Source organism: Streptomyces sp. TP-A0356 (assembly GCF_001417775.1).
GTDB lineage: Bacteria > Actinomycetota > Actinomycetes > Streptomycetales > Streptomycetaceae > Streptomyces.
This window is the reverse complement of sequence record NZ_BBZJ01000019.1, coordinates 109,553-126,155: the sequence shown is the minus strand read 5'-3', so window position 1 is coordinate 126,155 and position 16,603 is coordinate 109,553. Positions and strand designations below refer to the sequence as shown.

The window sequence follows — 16,603 nt, the reverse complement described above, 5'->3', positions numbered from 1 at the left end:
CGTATGACGGGGGGTGCATCCGCGTCAGCTCCCCGTGAAGCGGGGCGGACGCCTCTCGGTGAAGGCCCGCAGCCCTTCCGCCGCGTCACGCACCGTGCCGTGGGTGCGCAGATGGTACGCGTCCTGCAAACGGAGCCCGTACTCGGCCGGCTGGCCCCAGCTGCGTTCCCGCAGTTCCTTGAAGAGGCCGACCGAGGTGGTCGGCAGTGCCGCGAACCGCTCGGTCAGCGCGCCCAGTTCGCGGCCGAAGGCGTCCGGCGGGCAGATCCGGTCGAACAGGCCGAGCGCCAGCGCCTCCCCCGCGGGCACCATACGGCCGGTCAGATAGATCTCGGTGGCCCGGGCGGGGCCGACCAGCCGGGACATCAGCACCACATTGCCGACATGCCCCACCCCGGCGAGACGGCTGCCGATCGAGGCGGTGGTGTCGGCCAGCCGGTAGTCGGCGGCGCAGACGATCTCGGCCCCCGCCCCGGCCGCCGCTCCGGTCACCGCCGCGACCACCGGCTTCGGCAGATGCAGGACCGCCTCGCAGACCCGCAGGTAGTGCGCGTCGGAGGTGAGGGGGTCGAAGGGGGCGTCGGCGCGGTCGCCCAGCCGCCAGCGGCGCACGCTGTCCACGTCGTCGCCGGCGCAGAAGGCCCCGCCGCCGCCGGTGAGTACGACGGTACGTACCTCGGGGTCGTCCCCCGCGCAGAGCAGGCCCTGCAGCAGGTGGCTGGAGAGGACGTGGGTGAGGCTGTTGCGTTGCCGCGGCCGGTCGAGGACGAGGGTGGCCACCCGGTCCACCAGCCGTGCCCGCAGCGGGACGTCCGGGTCCGGGTCGACGCGGTCGGCGAACGCGGCGAAGGACAGGGTCGCCGCGCCGGTCCACTCCCTGCGCTCCCCCGCCGGCTCGGCGGAGCGGAGGGTCCCGGCGGGACGTACGGTCTCGGTGCTCACAGCAGCTTCTCCCGTCGGATGCGGATTCCGGCCGTCTCCCGGTCCCAGGTGTCCTCGGTGACTCCCTCGGCGCGCAGCAGGTGCTTCAGGGGCTTGCCGGTGGGCGTCTTCGGCAGGGCGTCGAGCACCCGGACATAGCGCGGCAGCATGAAGTGCGCGAGGCGGCTTCGGAGGAAGCCGAGCAGCGCCGCCGGATCGGGCCGCTCGGCTCCCGGCTCCCCCAGCGGGCAGACGACGAGGAGTACTTCGTCCTCTCCCTCGTCTCCCGGTACGGCCACGGCGGCGGCCTCGCGCACCGCCGGATGGGCCAGCGCCTGTGCCTCGACCTCGAAGGAGGAGATGTTCTCGCCCCGGCGTCTGATGGCGTCCTTCTTGCGGTCGACGAAGACCAGTCCGCCGTCGGGGGCGCGGCGGAAGGTGTCACCGGTGTGGAACCAGCCGTTGCGCCAGGCTTCGGCCGTCGCCTCGGGCCTGCCGTGGTAGCCGCTGAGCAACGACCAGGGCCGCCGCGACCGCAGCACCAACTCGCCGGGCACGCCGTCCGGCACCTCGCGGTCGTGCTCGTCCACCACCCTCGACTCGATCCCGGGGCGCGGTGTGCCGCAGTACAGGGGGATGTCCGGATCAGGTTCCGAGAGCACCGGGCACGAGACCTCCGTCATGTTGAACAGGGCCCGCACCCGCACACCGAAACGCCGCGCGAAGTCTCCCGTGTCGCCGCCCAGCGGTATGACGAACACCTCTCGCAGCCGATGGTCGGTGTCCCGCGGATCCTCCGGCTCCTTGAGCAGATAGGTCGCCATCACTCCGAGCAGGGTGCACAGCGTCGTGCCCGTGCGGCGGACCAGCGGCCAGAACTCCTTGGTGGTGAAGGCCGGCACCACCGTCAACGACCCGCCGTGGACGAGCATCCCGTAGGCGCCGATCGTGCCGCCGGCGTGGAACAGCGGCAGTTGCAGCAGATAGCGGTCGTCCGGGCCGGCGATGCCGTGGAAGGCGGCGGTGCAACTGCTGTAGAGGTGGGCGTAGGACGACACGACTCCCTTGGAGGGCCCGGTCGTTCCCGAGGTGTAGATGATCGTCTGGGCGTCCCAGGGCGCCGGCGGCGGCTCCGGTTCGGCGAACCCGCCCCGGCCGGGGCCGGAACCGGGGTCCGCGTCCAGTCCGGTCACCACCCGCAGCCGCCGGTCGAGACCGGCGGCCACCCGCTCGACGGTCCCTGGGGTGTCACCGGGGGCGGGCAGCAGAACGACGGTGTGCACGGCCCCGGTGCCGACGCCGGGCGCGCCCAGCCGCTCGGCGAGTGCGGGCCGGGCCACCAGCACCCCGGCCGCGCTGTCGGCCAGCACGTGCGTCAGGTTCCCGCCCCGGTAGGCGACGTTGAGGGGGACCAGCGTGGCTCCGGCGAGATTGGTGCCGTACCAGACACGCAGTGCGTCGGCGCCGTTCGGCAGCCAGCTCAGGACCCGGTCGCCGCGGGCCACGCCCAGGGCCTGGAGGGCGGCCGCCGTCCGCTCGGCCTCCCGCAGGGTGCGCGCGTAGCTCCACAGTTCACCGTCGGGCATCAGGGCGTACGGTGCGTCCGGCCGTTCCCGGGCCCGGCGGCGCAACAGGGGGCCCAGAACGCACTGCTCGGCGGTCGGCACCGCGGGGGAGGCGGGGTCGAGGATGTCGTCGGGAGCCGCCGCGCCGGGTGCTCCGGTGCGGGCGCGGGGTCGAGGGATCGTCATGCGGTCACCTCCTGGGGGGCGAGCACCTGGAGGTCCAGGGCGGAGCCGTGCGGGCCGCCGTGCCAGACGGTCTGCCGGGCGGTCCGACTGTGCCTGGCCTCCCCGGCCGCACCGGCCACATTGGGATGGCGGTCCAGATGGGGGAAGTTGCTGCTGGTGACGTGCACCCGAATGCGGTGGCCGGCCGCGAACCGCCAGGCGGTGTCGCCCAGCAGCACCTCCACCGCCACGGGAGCGGACCGGCCCTCGGGCAGGTCCAGGCGCCGGCTGCCCTCGGCGACGATCAGCGACCGGCCGTCCGGGCCCACGTCGGTGAGCTTGGCGACCAGCGCGGTGGCGGGGGCGTCCGAGGAGAAGGACAGCCGCAGCCGGTGTCGTCCGACCGCCGCGACCGGCTCGGTCAGGGCTTCCGAGGTGTAGCACAGCACGTCGGGACGGTCCTCCAGATGGCTCTGGTCGAGCGGTCCGGCCACCAGCCGGCCCAGTTGCAGCACCCGGCCCCCGTGCGTGGGCACCGGGTCCTCGGGGTCGTAGGTGAAGGTGTCGCGCCCCAGCTCGCGCGGCACGGCCGGTTCGCGGACCAGCCGTCCGCCCTCGCCCGGAGCCGCGGCGCCGGCCAGTTGCCAGGTGTGGGTGCGGGCCTGGGGCGGTGGCCAGGTCGCCGCCGTGCACCAGGTGTCGGGGCCGAGGAAGAAGTAGCGCACCTCCTTGCCCGGCCGCGGACCCCGGGCGTGTGCCGGCCGCAGATGGCGGTCGAAGAAGTCGAGGTGCAGATCGGCGAGCCCGGCCGCCTGGGCAGAGCCGTACAGGCCGGTGTTCACCTCGCCCTGGACCTGCGGGAGCTGGCCGGAGTGCACCCAAGGGCCCATCACCAGCTGATGGTGGCCGGGCCTCGGATCCCTGGCGCGCATGGCCCGGTGGAGCTCGATGGTGCCGTACGAGAAGACGTCGTACCAGCCGCCCACGGAGAAGGTCGGTACGTCGACGGCGCTGAGCCGGTAGTCCACCAGGGCGGCGGCCCGCCCGGACAGGACGCCCCTGAACCAGCCCGGGAGCCCGTCGATGTCCAGGACGTCCGTCGGCGGCCGGCGCCGCAGACAGGACTCGGGATCGTTCATCAGTCCCACGATCGCCGCGGTGGTCCCCTCGCTCACCGGCGTGCCGGCGGCGGTCTGCCGCTCGGCCCAGTCCAGTGCCATCAGCCCCAGCCAGCTGGTGAGGTGGTCCAACCGCAGGCAGCCACCGAGTTGTTCGGCGTCGAACCGGGCGGCGGTGGACATGGCCGGGGCGATCGCCCTGAGGTGCGGTGGCTTCTCCATGGCGGCGAGCCACTGGACGATCGCCTGGAACGAGGTGCCGGCCATCGCCACCCCGCCGTCGCACCACGGCTGTGCGGCGATCCACTCGATCGTGTCATGGCCGTCGGGCCCCTCGCGTTCCCAGGCCAGCGGCGCCCAGTCGCCGTCCGAGCGGTGGCGGCCGCGCGTGTCCTGGACGACGGCGGCATAACCACGGGCCACGCACTGGGCGGGGGTGAGGGTGGCGAGGTTCATCGCCGACTTGTCGTAGGGCGTACGGAACAGCACGGCCGGGCGCGGTTGCGCGTCCGGGGCCGGGCCGCCGTGCGGACCGGCGGGCACGGGACGCCAGATGTCCGCGCGCAGGACGGTGCCGTCCCGCATCGGGACGGGGACATCGTGCTCGATCAGGGTGCGGGTGGCCGCCATCAGCCTTCCTCCCGGGGCGTCGTGGTGACCGCGCCGTGGGCCGCGGTCCGTGCGCGACGCGCCCCGACGTGCCGGGTCATGGCGGCTGCCGCGTTCGCGTGGCGCGCCGCGGGCTCCACCCGGACCAGCGGGCCGACGCTCATCCGCGCCGGGCGGTCCACCAGCCACTCGACGGTGTCCGCGAGGTCCTCGGGGGTCAGCACCTCCGCGCTGTCCACGCCGAGATCGGCGGGGCGGGCGGCCAGTCGTGTCGCGACCCAGCCCGGGCTGACGGTGACCGCGCGCACCCCGTGGTCGCGGTTCTCCTCGTGGATGAGCTCGGTCAGCCGGTTGAGCGCGTGCTTGCTGACGCCGTAGGCACCGCTGCCCGGCACCGTCTCGGAGCCGACGCCGGATCCGATGGTGACGATCCAGCCGCGCCCGCGTGCCCTCATCCCCGGCAGCACCCGCCGGGCCAGCAGGAACGGCACCGTCAGATTGACGCGCAGTTGCCGCTCCCAGTGCCGGGGCTCCGTCTCGTGCACGTCGGCCAGCCGGATCGCCGCCGCGCTGCACACCAGCAGTTCCACCGGACCGAGCCGGTCCTCGGTCCGTGCGACGGCTTCCTCCGGCCCCCCGTCGGCGGACAGGTCCAGGCCGATCGGCAACGCGGTGCCTCCGTCGGCGCGGATCCCGGCGGCCACGGACATGAGCTCCGGGGCCCTTCGGCCGACGAGCGCCACGGCGCTGCCGCGCGCGGCGAGCCTGCGGGCCACGGCCGCACCGATCCCCGAGGACGCTCCGGCGACCAGCGCGACGGCCGGGAAGCACGCCGATGACATGGGTGCCGGGCCGGCCGTCATCGGAGCGCTCCCGCCCGGTCCCGGCCGTATCCCGCACGCAGGGGCGCGACGTCCCCGAGACCGAAGCCCCCGTCCACCCGCAGCACATTGCCGGTCAGCCGTCGCGCCGCGGGACTCAGGAGATGACCGAGCAGCGACGCCACTTCGTGCGGTCGCCCCACCCGCCCGGCCGGGATCCTGCTGATCCAGCCACGGCGGTGGCCGGGTCCGGCCGCCTCCCCCATGGGGGTGTCGATGATGCCCGGCGCGACACAGTTGGCACGGATGCCGTGGCGGGCCGCCGACACGGCGAGGCAGCGGATGAACTGGGCCATCGCCGCCTTGCTCGCACCGTAGTACTCCAGTCCGGCCACCGGTGAGAAGGAGCAGCTCACCGACGACACTCCCACGACCGAGCCCGGTGTGCCCTCGGCACTCCAGCGGGCCACCAGGTCCTCGGCGACGGCGATGAGGCCGAACAGGTTGACCGCGAAGGTCCGTCGTGCCGAGGCCGCGTCCCCGCCGACGGCGCTGAAGCCGAGATGGCCCGCGGCGTACAACAGGGCGCCGACGCCGTCGGCCACCTGCCAGGCCCGGTCGCCGAGGCCCGCCGCCTCCTGCTCGTCGGAGAGGTCGCAGCGCAGCGTCCAGGCCTCACGGCCCAGCCGCGTCACCTCCTGGGCCGTCTCGTCGAGCGCGGAGGTCCGCCGCGCGGCCAGCACCACGTCGGCGCCGCGTTCTGCCAGGTGCAGCGCGGCGGCCCGGCCGATCCCGCTGCTCGCTCCGGCGACCAGGACGCGTACCCCGGCCAGATCGGCGCCGACGTCCGGCGGGGGGCCGACGGCCGGTCCGGGCGGCGCCGCCTTCGGTGCGGTGGTACCGGGAGGCGTGGCGGTGGTGGGCTCGGGGGCGGCGGAGGGCGGCCAGTCCGGGCCGCCCTCGGGCAGCGCCGGGATCTGTCCGAGCCCGGCGCCACCGTCCGCGCGCAGGGTCTCCCCCACCAGATAGGAGCAGCCGGCGGAGAGCAGGAAGGCGACCACGTCCGCCACCTCGGCGGCCGTGGTGAAGTGGCGCTGCGCCTGGTAGCGCAGGAGTCCGGCCTCGGCGAACGCGGGCAGCCGGTGGCCGAGTTCGGGGGCGTACCCGGTCAGCAGCGTGTTGGCCACGACGCCGGACCCGGCGAAGGAGGCGGCCAGATGCTGCCACCAGCCCAGATCGGCGGCGAGCCGCGCCCGGCTCTCGAAGCCGTCCGCGGGATGTGTCTCGGATCCCGCGTCCGTCACCAGCACCAGCCGCCCGCCGCCCGCTCGGGCCATGGCACGGGCGGCGGCCAGAATGCGGGCGCGGTCCAGGCCGGGCGACGGGAGGGCACCGAGGGCGCCGTCGCCGACGAGCACGGCGCAGTAGCCGGTCGCGCGCTCGGAGCCGGGGCGTCCCGGCGGAATCGTCCGCAGGCCCAGGGCCGTGAGCGGCCCGGTCAGTGCGCCGGCGGCGGGTCCGGGTCCCGGGTCGAGCACCGTGAGCGCGCCGGTGGCGGACCGGAGCGTGGCTCCTTCGGACGCGACGTGCCCGCGCGGGGCGCCGAAGGGCGCCCGCAGCGCGTTCCACTCGGCAGCGGTCGTCGGCTGCGGGGGGCCGTGCTCGGCATCGGTCATGGCAGTTCGCCGCCTTCTCGTCCGTCGTGGCTCTCGTGTCCCTGGAGGCCTTCGTGGCCCTCGTATTCGATGAGCATGCTGGTGGCGTCACCGCCCGCCCCGCAGGAGAGCACCAGGGCGCTGTCCCCGTCGGTGGACCGCGGCTGCCCGAGGACGGGCTCCGCGGGCAGGTTCCGGTAGGGCACCCGGCAGTTGGCGCTCGGCGCTATCTCGCCGTGGTGCAGCATCAGAAGGCTGCCGAGCAGCTTGACCAGTCCGCCGGTGCCCGCCACATGCCCGAAGACCGCTTCCTGGTTCGTCAGCAGCAGCCGGCCGCCGTGCCCGGCCACCTCACGGGCGCCGGTCAGCGCCTGGCAGAGGTGGTCCTCGACGAACCGGTTGCCGTCGGCGTAGTCGTTGACGAACGCCACGTCCGCCAGCGACCGGTCGGCCGAGGCCAGCACGGCCCGGATGTCCCCGACCACGTTGTCGGGGGGGCCGGTGGCCACGGTGGACGGGCCGTTGCTGCGGGAGGAATGCAGGTGCATCCGGTAGCGCAGGCCCGATCCCCGGCCGGTGGCCGCGTTCTCCAGGACGACGGCGACCGCTCCCTCGCCGGTGGCGTTGCCCGTCTGGACCTCGTCGTGCGGCCGTACGTCCGTCCAGTCCGCGGAGAGCGAGGAGGCCCGGTAGCCGCTGCGGCCGGTGTGGGTGGTCCCCGCGACGAACACCGGGTCGGTGGCCACGTCCACCCCGACCACCACCGCCCGGTCCACGTCCCCGCAGCGGAACATCTGCTGGACGACGTGCAGGGCGCGCAGCGCCACGTTGCAGGAACCGGCGACGCTCAGCGTGGGGCAGGCGAGGCCCAGCGAGGAGGCCACCGCGCTGTGGACGCTGGGCGGGGTACCGGTCAGCCAGTAGTCCATGCCGAGCGCGGCGATGCCCTTGGCCTGGGCGGTGGCGTAGTAGCGGACCGTCTCGGGGAAGGCGAACTGCAGGGAACACACCACCAGTACGGATCGCCCCGTATCGAGGTCGCAGGGTTTCAGCCGGGCGTCCGTCAGCGCCGAGTGCACGGCGCCGACGGCGAGCTGGGAGGCTCTGGACATGCGCGCCACGGTCTTCTCGGGGAGCGGCAGTTCCTGTACGGGGTCCCAGTCGCGCACGGTCCCGGCCAGACGCAGCGGCAGTCCCGGATGGCGGTAGCCCGACAGGCAGTTGGTGCCGGCGCGGATCACCCGCCAGAAGCCGTCGACGTCGGTGCACGCGGATCCCTCGGGTCCGGGCAGGACGAGTCCGGCACCCGCGAGCCGCAGCGAGGGCGGCGCATCAGGCGACATCGGCGCCTCCCAGCAGCAGGGCGCTGTTGACGCCGCCGAGCTGGTAGTTGAAGCTCAGGGCACGGGTGAAGACCAGCGGCCTGGGCCGTGTCCCCGGCACCGGGTCGAAGGTGCAGACGTCCGAGGGCTTCTCGCAGTTGGCGGTCGGGCACACCTGGCCATGGCGCATCATCAGCAGCGTGAGTGCGGCGCCGAGGTTGCCGAGCGGCGCACCGCAGTGCCCGAAGCAGGCCTCCTGCGAACTGACCAGTACCGAACGGGAGTCGTCGCCGTACAGCGCGCGTACCGCGTTGGCCTCGATCCGGGTGAACAGCGGGTCGCCCTCGGCACCCCCGTTGATGTAGGGCACCTCGGCGAGTTCGGCACGCCCGTCGAGGCAGCGCCGGGCGGCCTCCGCCAGCGCTCCGCCCCCGGCGTCGATGGCGAACGCGCTTCTGAGCCCGGCGCGGGTGGTGGCCTGGGACAGCACCGCGCCGTAGGAGCGGGCGCCCCGCCGCTCGGCGTGCGCGCGGCTCTCCAGAACGAGGGTGACCGAGCCGTCGCCGTAGTTCATGGACGCGCCGCGGGCGTCGTACGGCCGCATCGGCCGGTCGAACCGGGAGGTGGGCGGTTCGGTGTGGTGGCGGACGGGCTCGCGTTCCACCACCTGCCGCAGCCGGTCGCCGTGCAGCAACCGCTCCGGATCGAACCGGTCCACGCCGGTGACGACGGCCAGGTCGGCCTGCCCGTCCGCGATCATCGTGCGGGCCAGCCCCAGCAGCACGGCCGACGAGGCACAGCCGCAGCTGACGGCGTAGCAGGCACCGGTGCTGCCCAGCAGGGCCGCCTGCACCGGCCCCACGTCGCTGACCGTTCCCGCGACGATCGCCCTGATGAACAGCGCCTTGGCGTCCGCCGGGCTGACGCTTCGCGGGTCGGCCTCGTGCCAGGCGCGGTAGCTGTCGTAGTTGCTGTCCACGCCCGCCCGCGCGGTGAGCACGGCGGCGTGGGACAGCTCGCCGGCCCTGTGGTCGAGCCCGGCGTCCGCGCAGGCCTCGGCGAGCGACACCAGACCGAACAGATGCACGTCGGCGTAGCTGCGCAGATGGTTCTCCGGCAGCTCGGGGAGCAGTTCGGTGAGGGCCTGACGGGCGCCGTGCACCGCGCCGTGGTGAAAGCCCCCCTGGTCGACGTGGCTGGTACCGGTGGACGCGGTGCGCCACAGGTCGTCGGCCGTCCGCACGGGACGCTCCGGACCTCCGGGCAGGCAGAAGCCCATACCGGTGACGAGGGTGTCCCTCGGGCCCCGTACGAAGGTGGCGGTCGCGCGGCTCACAGGGCACCCCCGTCCACGTTGACGGCCTGTCCGGTGATGCCTCCCGACAGGTCGGAGAGCAGATACAGCACCAGGGTGGCGACCTCCTCGGGCCGTACCAGCCGACGCAGGATCGTCGCGCCCACCGCGCGCCTGAGATAGCGTTCCCAGGTCAGATCGGGCGGACCGTGGTGCTTGGCGAGGCTCGCCATGAAGGCGTCGCCGTAGCGGCCGCCGTCGGTGGCCGCGGGGCTGTCCGTCAGCCCGGGGCAGACCGCGTTGACCCGGATCCCGAAGGCACCGAGTTCGGCGGCCAGGGACTGGGTGAGGCCGTTGAGCCCGAACTTGGACGCACAGTAGGACGTGTTGGCGGGCAGTCCGCGCTTGCCCGCGACGGACGACACCATCACGACACCGCCTCTGCGGCGCTCCATCATCCCGGGGACGACGGCGCGGGCCACCCGGAAGGCACCCACCAGATTGATCTCCAGCGGGGACATCCACTGTTCCTCCGTCTGGTCGCAGAGGAACGCCTGGTTGCGGGCCTCGCCCGCGCAGTGCACCAACTGGTCGACCGGGCCGAGCAGTTCCTCGGTCCGGCGGACGGCCGCCGCCACCGCCCCGCCGTCGGTGAGGTCCGCCGCGACGGCCACCGCCCGCCCGCCCCCGCTCTCGATCTGCTCGGCCAGCCGCCGCAGTTCCTTCTCGTTACGGGCGAGCAGCGCCACCCTGGCGCCGTGTGCGGCCAGCATCGCCGCGATGACGGCGCCGATGCCGCTGCTGGCTCCCGTCACCAGGGTGGTTCGTCCGTCCATGACATCCGGTGCGAAGCCGATCTTCATGCTGATTCCACCGTTCGGTTGGTCGTGGCCAGGACACGGGCGGGCAGACCTCCGGCGTCGACCTCCAGGACGGTGCCGGTCACCGAGGGGTTGTCGGCCACGAAGGCGACCGCCTCGGCCACGTCCCGCTCGTCGCACCAGCGGCGCAGCGGGACGTGCCGCCGCAGGTCGTCCATGTAGGCGGCGTGCCTGGGGCTGGCGGAGGTGCGCCTGCGCAGGGCCTCGCCGTCGAGCACGCCCGGTGCGACGGCCGCCACCCGGATCCCGTACTCGCCGAGTTCCGTCGCCCAGGTGCGGGTGAGTGACTCCACGCCCGCCTTGGCGGCGCAGTAGGCGGACTGCCCGTAGGCGCCGTGGCGGACCGTGGACGAGATGTTGACGATGGCGCCCCGCGTGCCGGCGGCGAGCATGGCCTCGGCGGCCGCCCGCCCCACCAGGAAGACTCCCGTCAGGCACAGCCGCACGGTCCACTCGAAGTCCTGGACCGGGTGCGGGCTCAGCCTCGGGGTGCCGTTCTCGCCGGGCCGTACGCTCACCAGCCGGTGCGAGTAGTTGCGGCCCGCGTTGTTGACGCACAGCTCGAGTGGTGGCGCCTCGGCGGACAGACGGGCGAACAGGGCGTCGACGGACGCCTCGTCGGTGACGTCGGCCCGGACCGCGTGCAGGGTCAGGCCGTCGGCGGCGGCGGACTTCACACAGGCGTCCAGATGGTCCCGGGAGCGTGCGCAGATGACGGTGTGCCGGCCGGCGGCGGCGAGACGGCGGGCGACGGCCGCGCCCAGGCCCCGGCTGCCGCCGGTCACCAGGGCGGTGCCGCGGCGGCCGGCCGGCGGGCCGGAGCGCTGACGGTCAGGGGTGATGAGCTGTTGGTCAGGCACGGAACAGCAGCCCTCCGTAGTACCAGCCCGATCCCACGGTCGGGGTCAGGAGCAGATCGCCGGGCTTCATCCGGCCGTCGCGCGCCATCTCGGACAGCACGATCGGGATCGAGGCGCTGCCGGTGTTGGCGCGCTCCTCGAAGTTGGTGACGAACCGTTCGCCGGGGATGCCCAGCCGTTCCTGGACGGCCCGGTGCAGCACTCCCGTGCCGGGATGCGGTACGACCCAGTCGATGTCCGCCATCTTCAGTCCGGCACGGGCCAGTACCCGATCCGCCAGGTCGGCGTGGGAGGCGACCGCGACGTCCACGAGGCTCCTGCTGCTCTTGATCCAGCCTCGCGGCGGAAGGACGGTGACGGTCTCGCGGGCCGCGCCGTCGCTGATCAGCAGGGAGTCCCACAGCCCGTCCTCACCCCCGGCCGCGCCCTTGACGAGCACCGCGGCACCGGCCGCGTCACCGACGACGAGCTCTCCCCTGCTGCCGGGCCGCACCCGCCGGGAGAACTGCTCCGAGGAGACGACGACCGCCGTACGCCACCCGGGACGGGCCCCCAGCAGCGCCGCCGCGGTCTGCACCCCGTGCACGAATCCGGTGCACGCCCCGCACACGTCGAAGGCCAAGGCCCGTCCCGCTCCGAGCAGATGGGCCACCTGCGGCCCGTGCTCCGGTACGAACTGCCGGTCGGTCCAGTTGCTGAGGATCAGCAGATCCGTGTCCGCCGCGTCCAGACCGGCGTGTTCCAGGGCCCGACCGGCCGCCTGGACGGCCATGAAGGGGACCGTCTCGTCCTCCTCGGCCACATGCCGGGCGCGGACGTCGAGCGTGCCGATCACGGCTGTGTCGACCGCGTTCCCCTCGTGCGAGCCCTCATCGGTGATCTCCACCCGGGTGCGGGGGTAGTAGTGCCCGTACCCCGCGAGACGCAGACCGCTGCCGCGCCATGTCGATGTCTCGTCGTTCACTGTCTGTCCCCCCGGTCGGGCCGGTGCCGTACGGCCGGTCATCGGTAGCGGAAGAGCATCGCGCCCCAGCTGAAGCCGCGGCCGATGCCGATGGTGGCGAGCAGGTCGCCCGGCCGGACGTTGCCCGAGCGCAGGTTCTCCGACAGGCAGCTGGGGATGCTGACGCTGGAGGTGTTGCCGCGGGTCTGGATGTTGGTCAGGACCTTCTCGCGGGGAAGCCCGAGCGCCTCGCACACCTGATTGATCATGTTCAGGTTGCCCTGGTGCGGGACGAACCAGTCGATGTCGTCCACGGTGAGGCCGTTGCGCTCCAGGATCTCCCGGCCCACCTGGGTCAGCAGTTGGGGGCCGAGCTGCCCGACCTGCCCGCCCCGCATCAGCATCTTGTCGTTGTCGTCGATGTCGAAGGCGTCGAAGTACGAGCCGTCGGCGTGCAGGACCACGTCGAGCAGCCCCCTGTGCCCGGGGTCGGCCGACCAGACCGCGGCCGCGGCGCCGGCGCCGAAGAGCGCCGAGTAGCGGTAGTCGAAGTTGAGGATCGGCTTGGGGTTCTCGGCGCAGACGACCAGGGCGTTGCGGAAGCCGAGCGCCGGCAGCATCGCGCAGGCCGTCGCGCTGCCGTAGATGAACCCGGCGCAGGCGACGGCGGTGACGTCGAAGCACATCGCGTGCCGCAGCCCCGCCTGGTGCTGCAACGGCAGTGAGATGTCCATGTAGTTGTTGGTGGCGCTGGAGGGGTTGACGCGCGGCCGGGTGGTGGAGGTGGTCCCGATGAGCAGGTCGATGTCCTCGGGGGCCAGGCCGGCGTCGGCCAGGGCGAGATCCACGGCCCGGGCCGCCATCTCGACGGCGCGCTCCTTCTCGTCGGACGGCCAGTGCCGGCTGCGGATGCCGGTGTGGCGCTGGATCCAGGCGTCGTCGATGCCCAGCGCGTCGATCTGTTCGAAGTACACGTTGGTGACCGGCTCGCCCGGGAAGTAGTGGCCGATGCCGCTGAGCCGGGCCGGGGCGATCGCGGTGGGCGGCAGGGGGCGGCGGAGGGGGACGGCGGCGGGCGCGGTGGTGCCGGTGGGACTCATCGGTAGTGGCCTTCCGGGTCCATGCTGCGGAGCAGTGCGAGTTCTTCGGGGGTGAGGGGCTTCTCGTCGGTCGGGGCCGGTTCCGGCAGGCGCCAGGAGGTGAGCCGCCGCACGGTCTCGGCGGGCCTGGCGGGCGGTACCGCCTCCGTACCTTCCGGCGCGGGCGGGCCGTTGGTGACCGGCGGCAGCCAGGTGGTGAGCCGGAACGGACTGCCCGCGCCCGGCCTGCCGAACCGTCCGAACTGACAGACCACGTCCCGGACCCGATGGCCGGGGCTGGTGAGATGGGCGAGGGAGGTGACGTAGCGACGGGGGCCGGCCTGGGCGACGACGAGGCAGTCCACCGCGGACGCGATGTCGTTGGCTCCGCCGGAGCCGGTGATCCATCGGCCGTCGGGCAGCAGCGTGGTGTTGATGTTGCCGTCCTCGTCGATCTCGGCGGCGGCCAGCACCCCCAGGCAGCGCGGGTTGGCGGCGACCGCGCCGCCGAGCGTCTCGGCGATGCCGGCCAGCATCCGGGAGCGGCCGGCGTGGCGCTGGCTGAACAGGAAGACGTCACCGGGCACCGGGTCCATCGACTGCAGGCCGAGTTCGGCGGCGACCGAGACCTCGATCCCGCGGGCGGCCAGCAGCCGGGCGCCGAGCCAGGCGGCCATGTGCGAGGCGCCGATGCCGGCGAGGACGGTGTCGTAGCCGCGTTCCGCGACGAGGTCGGCGACGGCCCGGGCACCGAGCACGATCAGCTGTTCCTGCTCGGTGGGCGGGGCCAGGGCGTCATCGGGCGGGGGGAAGCGGCCGGTGTCGTCTCGGGGCGCTGCGACAGCTCCGGGCGTCGTGGTGGTGCCCGTACGGACTGTGCGGTCGTCGGTCAGCCGCAGGGCCTCGCGCCGCTGCTTGCCGAGGCGGTCCAGATAGGCGTCATGGCCGCTGACACCGCCGACCCAGGTCTCGTACCAGTCCTGTGCCGTGTCCGCTTGCCCGCAGGCCAGGACGATCTCGGTGAGGAAGGCGTAGTCGTCGAGATAGCCGGGGATCCCGGCGAGTCCGCTCGTGCGCAGCGACTGCGGATGGGCCCCCAGCGGCGCCTCGCACAGCCCCCGCACGCGTGCCGCGGGGATCACCACCCGGTCCGGCATCGCGGCCACGACCTCGTCGTCGACGATCGCCTCCACCGAGGCCAGCACGCCTTCGCGGGCCGCGTACGCGGCCCAGGCGCCCTCGCCCAGTGGAGGGCAGGCGACGACATTGCCGCGCCGGTCCGCGCAGACCCCGTGGAACAGGGTGAGGTCCGGGCGCAGCGGGCTCATCAGCGTCACCGAGCGTCCGGGGTCCTCGGGGTGCGCGACCGTGTGCAGCACGCCGTCCTTGCCGTGTCGCAGGTCGGTCTCGGCGAGCATCGACCCCGTGGTGGCGTAGGGCTGTCCGAGCGCCGCGGCCATCAGCCGCTGGGTGTAGCTGAGCAGTGACCAGAGCTCGACCTCGAAGGGCTGCCCGGAGGCGAGTTCGCGGTAGAGCCGATTGGGCCGGGGTGCCGGGTAGGTGTCGCCGAGGAACCCGGTGATGACCTTCCGCAGGGCTCCGGACAGGGCGAGCGCATGGGCGTTGGAGTGGACGGCGGTGGTGCTCAGGGTCAGGCTGCGCGTGCCGGCGAAGACCCGGGCCACGGCGTTGATCAGCGCGTTGGGCCGGGACAGGGTGGCGGCGGCGTGGACGTGCGCGCCGGGCCTGACGAAGGTACGGACCAGTTCGTCGGGGCCGGAGGCGATGAACGGGCCGTTGCCACGCCGGGGCGGGATCCGTTGGGCGAGGAGCGTCATGCCCGCTCCAGGGCCATGACGGACGTCTGGCTGCCGAAGGCGAACGACAGGGAGACGGCCAGGTCGAGTTCGGTGTCCCTCGGCCCGTCCGCCACATGGTCGTGGTCGCACTCGGGGTCGGGGGTGACGTGGTTGGCGGTCCTCGCGAGCCGCTGGTGGTACAGCATCAGCGCCGTCGCGGCGACATTGATGACTCCGGCCAGGCCGAAGGTGTGGCCGTAGATCGGCTTGTTGGAGCCGTGCGGCGGCAGGTCGCCGTCGTCGTGGCGGGGCAGGAGCCTGCGCAGGGCTCGGCTCTCGGCGATGTCGTTGTAGCGGGTGGCGGTGCCGTGCCCGCAGACGTAACCGATCTCCTCCGGCTTGCGTCCCGCGTCGTTCAGCGCCCCGGCGACGACGGACGCGGTGACGTCCCCGACCAGGTCCATGCTGGTGCCGTGGGCCGCCTCGTTGAGCGCGCGGTGGCCGAGGATCCTCGCGTAGACGCGCGCTCCGCGGGCCCGGGCGGAGGACTCCCGCTCCAGGCAGAGCGTCATGGCGCCCTCGCCGAGGGCGAAGCCGCGACGGGTGCGGTCGTAGGGGCGTACGGCCGACGCGGGGTCGTCGCGCTCGGGAGAGAGCACACCGTTGCCGAGCGCGAGGTAGCAGCGCGCGACCTCGGCGAGGATGGGGAACTCATGGCCGCCGACGAGCACCACGTCCGCGCTGCCGGCGCGCAGTTCGCGCAGGGCCAGGCCGATGGCGTGATGGCCGCCGACGCAGGCGCTGCTGATGGTGGTGACCAGGCCGCGGGCCTTGAGGTGAATGGCTGACAGCGTTGCCGGGCAACCGGCCAGGCCCCGGAACATGGCGCCGCTGTCCCGGTAGGGATCGGTGGCGGCCGTACCGGTCATCGCCGACTGCCACCAGGCGAGCGGGCCCCGCGAGGAGGACTGGACGATGCTCAGCCGGTCGGAGGGCACCTGGCCCGGACTCAGGCCCGCGTCCCTGAAGGCGCCGGCGACGGCCGACATGGTGACCAGGATCTCCCTGCTGTACTTGGCCGCATGGCCCGCGGGAAGGTTCGGGAGATAGGGCCGGTGGTCGAACGAGCGGAGCTGGGCGGCGACATGGACCGGCATGTCTTCGGCGGCCGGGTCGAACCGGTCGAGGCGGCCGACCTGTGGAACGCCGTGTGAGACGTGGTCCCAGAACGTCCGGGCATCGGGGGTGTTCGGCAGTACGCATCCGACCCCGGTCAGGACAATCGGATCCGGACGGCCTGCGGAGGACTTGCGGTGATTGACCATGCACCGAACGTAACCGGCACGACAGGGGCCGCGGGATGGCCGCCAGGTACTCAATACCCTCGGTGACCGGTGACCGCAGGTACTCAACTTCCGGTGCGGGGAACGCTGTTGCTCGGGGCCGGGCCGTGGTGGCGCGTGGTGCCGGCGGACCGCCGCACGCCGTCGTGACCCATCACATCGTCACAGCCTGTGATGCAGTGTGATGCGGTGATAGTGCCTCACGCCGTCACAGCGCGTCACGCACGG

Annotated in this window: 13 protein-coding genes; all 13 read right to left on the bottom strand. The window is 73.4% G+C overall.

The window, feature by feature from the left end:
- Positions 1-24 precede the first annotated feature (24 nt).
- From ASC56_RS17460 to ASC56_RS17400, 13 genes are read right to left on the bottom strand one after another with little or no spacing between them, the layout of a single operon-like run.
- Complete coding sequence (locus tag ASC56_RS17460) at positions 25-942, bottom strand: enoyl-CoA hydratase/isomerase family protein (protein ID WP_055492357.1); 918 nt, start codon at positions 940-942, stop codon at positions 25-27.
- Positions 939-2,672 (bottom strand): AMP-binding protein, encoded by a 1,734-nt coding sequence (locus ASC56_RS17455; RefSeq protein ID WP_055492356.1) that lies wholly within the window; start codon positions 2,670-2,672, stop codon positions 939-941. The genes ASC56_RS17460 and ASC56_RS17455 overlap by 4 nt, the downstream gene beginning before the upstream one ends.
- Positions 2,669-4,399, bottom strand: a complete 1,731-nt coding sequence (locus ASC56_RS17450; RefSeq protein WP_055492355.1) for a CocE/NonD family hydrolase — start codon at positions 4,397-4,399, stop codon at positions 2,669-2,671. Before ASC56_RS17450 ends, ASC56_RS17455 begins: the two co-directional genes overlap by 4 nt.
- A complete protein-coding gene (locus tag ASC56_RS17445) occupies positions 4,399-5,241 on the bottom strand; it encodes an SDR family oxidoreductase (protein WP_234376984.1) in 843 nt (280 codons plus the stop codon). Before ASC56_RS17445 ends, ASC56_RS17450 begins: the two co-directional genes overlap by 1 nt.
- Positions 5,238-6,875: an SDR family oxidoreductase gene (locus tag ASC56_RS17440; RefSeq protein WP_055492354.1), complete on the bottom strand. Its 1,638-nt coding sequence runs from the start codon at positions 6,873-6,875 to the stop codon at positions 5,238-5,240. Before ASC56_RS17440 ends, ASC56_RS17445 begins: the two co-directional genes overlap by 4 nt.
- A complete protein-coding gene (locus ASC56_RS17435; RefSeq protein WP_079102572.1) occupies positions 6,872-8,197 on the bottom strand; it encodes a beta-ketoacyl synthase in 1,326 nt (441 codons plus the stop codon). The genes ASC56_RS17440 and ASC56_RS17435 overlap by 4 nt, the downstream gene beginning before the upstream one ends.
- Complete coding sequence (locus ASC56_RS17430; RefSeq protein WP_079102594.1) at positions 8,187-9,455, bottom strand: beta-ketoacyl synthase N-terminal-like domain-containing protein; 1,269 nt, start codon at positions 9,453-9,455, stop codon at positions 8,187-8,189. Before ASC56_RS17430 ends, ASC56_RS17435 begins: the two co-directional genes overlap by 11 nt.
- 53 nt (positions 9,456-9,508) lie before the next feature.
- Positions 9,509-10,333, bottom strand: coding sequence for an SDR family NAD(P)-dependent oxidoreductase (locus ASC56_RS17425; RefSeq protein WP_055492352.1), 825 nt, complete (start codon positions 10,331-10,333; stop codon positions 9,509-9,511).
- Complete coding sequence (locus ASC56_RS17420; protein WP_234376983.1) at positions 10,330-11,211, bottom strand: SDR family NAD(P)-dependent oxidoreductase; 882 nt, start codon at positions 11,209-11,211, stop codon at positions 10,330-10,332. Before ASC56_RS17420 ends, ASC56_RS17425 begins: the two co-directional genes overlap by 4 nt.
- A complete protein-coding gene (locus ASC56_RS17415) occupies positions 11,204-12,175 on the bottom strand; it encodes a ketoacyl-ACP synthase III (RefSeq protein ID WP_055492351.1) in 972 nt (323 codons plus the stop codon). Before ASC56_RS17415 ends, ASC56_RS17420 begins: the two co-directional genes overlap by 8 nt.
- A gap of 38 nt (positions 12,176-12,213) precedes the next feature.
- Complete coding sequence (locus ASC56_RS17410; protein WP_055492350.1) at positions 12,214-13,254, bottom strand: ketoacyl-ACP synthase III; 1,041 nt, start codon at positions 13,252-13,254, stop codon at positions 12,214-12,216.
- Positions 13,251-15,071, bottom strand: a complete 1,821-nt coding sequence (locus ASC56_RS17405) for a CoA-transferase (RefSeq protein WP_055492349.1) — start codon at positions 15,069-15,071, stop codon at positions 13,251-13,253. The genes ASC56_RS17410 and ASC56_RS17405 overlap by 4 nt, the downstream gene beginning before the upstream one ends.
- Positions 15,068-16,357: a beta-ketoacyl synthase gene (locus ASC56_RS17400; protein WP_055492348.1), complete on the bottom strand. Its 1,290-nt coding sequence runs from the start codon at positions 16,355-16,357 to the stop codon at positions 15,068-15,070. The genes ASC56_RS17405 and ASC56_RS17400 overlap by 4 nt, the downstream gene beginning before the upstream one ends.
- Positions 16,358-16,603: the final 246 nt, after the last annotated feature.

Bases quoted from the DNA above. Each gene is read 5' to 3' on its own strand.
- ASC56_RS17440 (WP_055492354.1), bottom strand. From the start codon at position 6,875: ATGACCGATGCCGAGCACGGCCCCCCGCAGCCGACGACCGCTGCCGAG.
- ASC56_RS17450 (WP_055492355.1), bottom strand. From the start codon at position 4,399: ATGGCGGCCACCCGCACCCTGATCGAGCACGATGTCCCCGTCCCGATG.
- ASC56_RS17405 (WP_055492349.1), bottom strand. From the start codon at position 15,071: ATGACGCTCCTCGCCCAACGGATCCCGCCCCGGCGTGGCAACGGCCCG.
- ASC56_RS17445 (WP_234376984.1), bottom strand. From the start codon at position 5,241: ATGACGGCCGGCCCGGCACCCATGTCATCGGCGTGCTTCCCGGCCGTC.
- ASC56_RS17410 (WP_055492350.1), bottom strand. From the start codon at position 13,254: ATGAGTCCCACCGGCACCACCGCGCCCGCCGCCGTCCCCCTCCGCCGC.
- ASC56_RS17455 (WP_055492356.1), bottom strand. From the start codon at position 2,672: ATGACGATCCCTCGACCCCGCGCCCGCACCGGAGCACCCGGCGCGGCG.
- ASC56_RS17425 (WP_055492352.1), bottom strand. From the start codon at position 10,333: ATGAAGATCGGCTTCGCACCGGATGTCATGGACGGACGAACCACCCTG.
- ASC56_RS17430 (WP_079102594.1), bottom strand. From the start codon at position 9,455: ATGGGCTTCTGCCTGCCCGGAGGTCCGGAGCGTCCCGTGCGGACGGCC.
- ASC56_RS17435 (WP_079102572.1), bottom strand. From the start codon at position 8,197: ATGTCGCCTGATGCGCCGCCCTCGCTGCGGCTCGCGGGTGCCGGACTC.
- ASC56_RS17400 (WP_055492348.1), bottom strand. From the start codon at position 16,357: ATGGTCAATCACCGCAAGTCCTCCGCAGGCCGTCCGGATCCGATTGTC.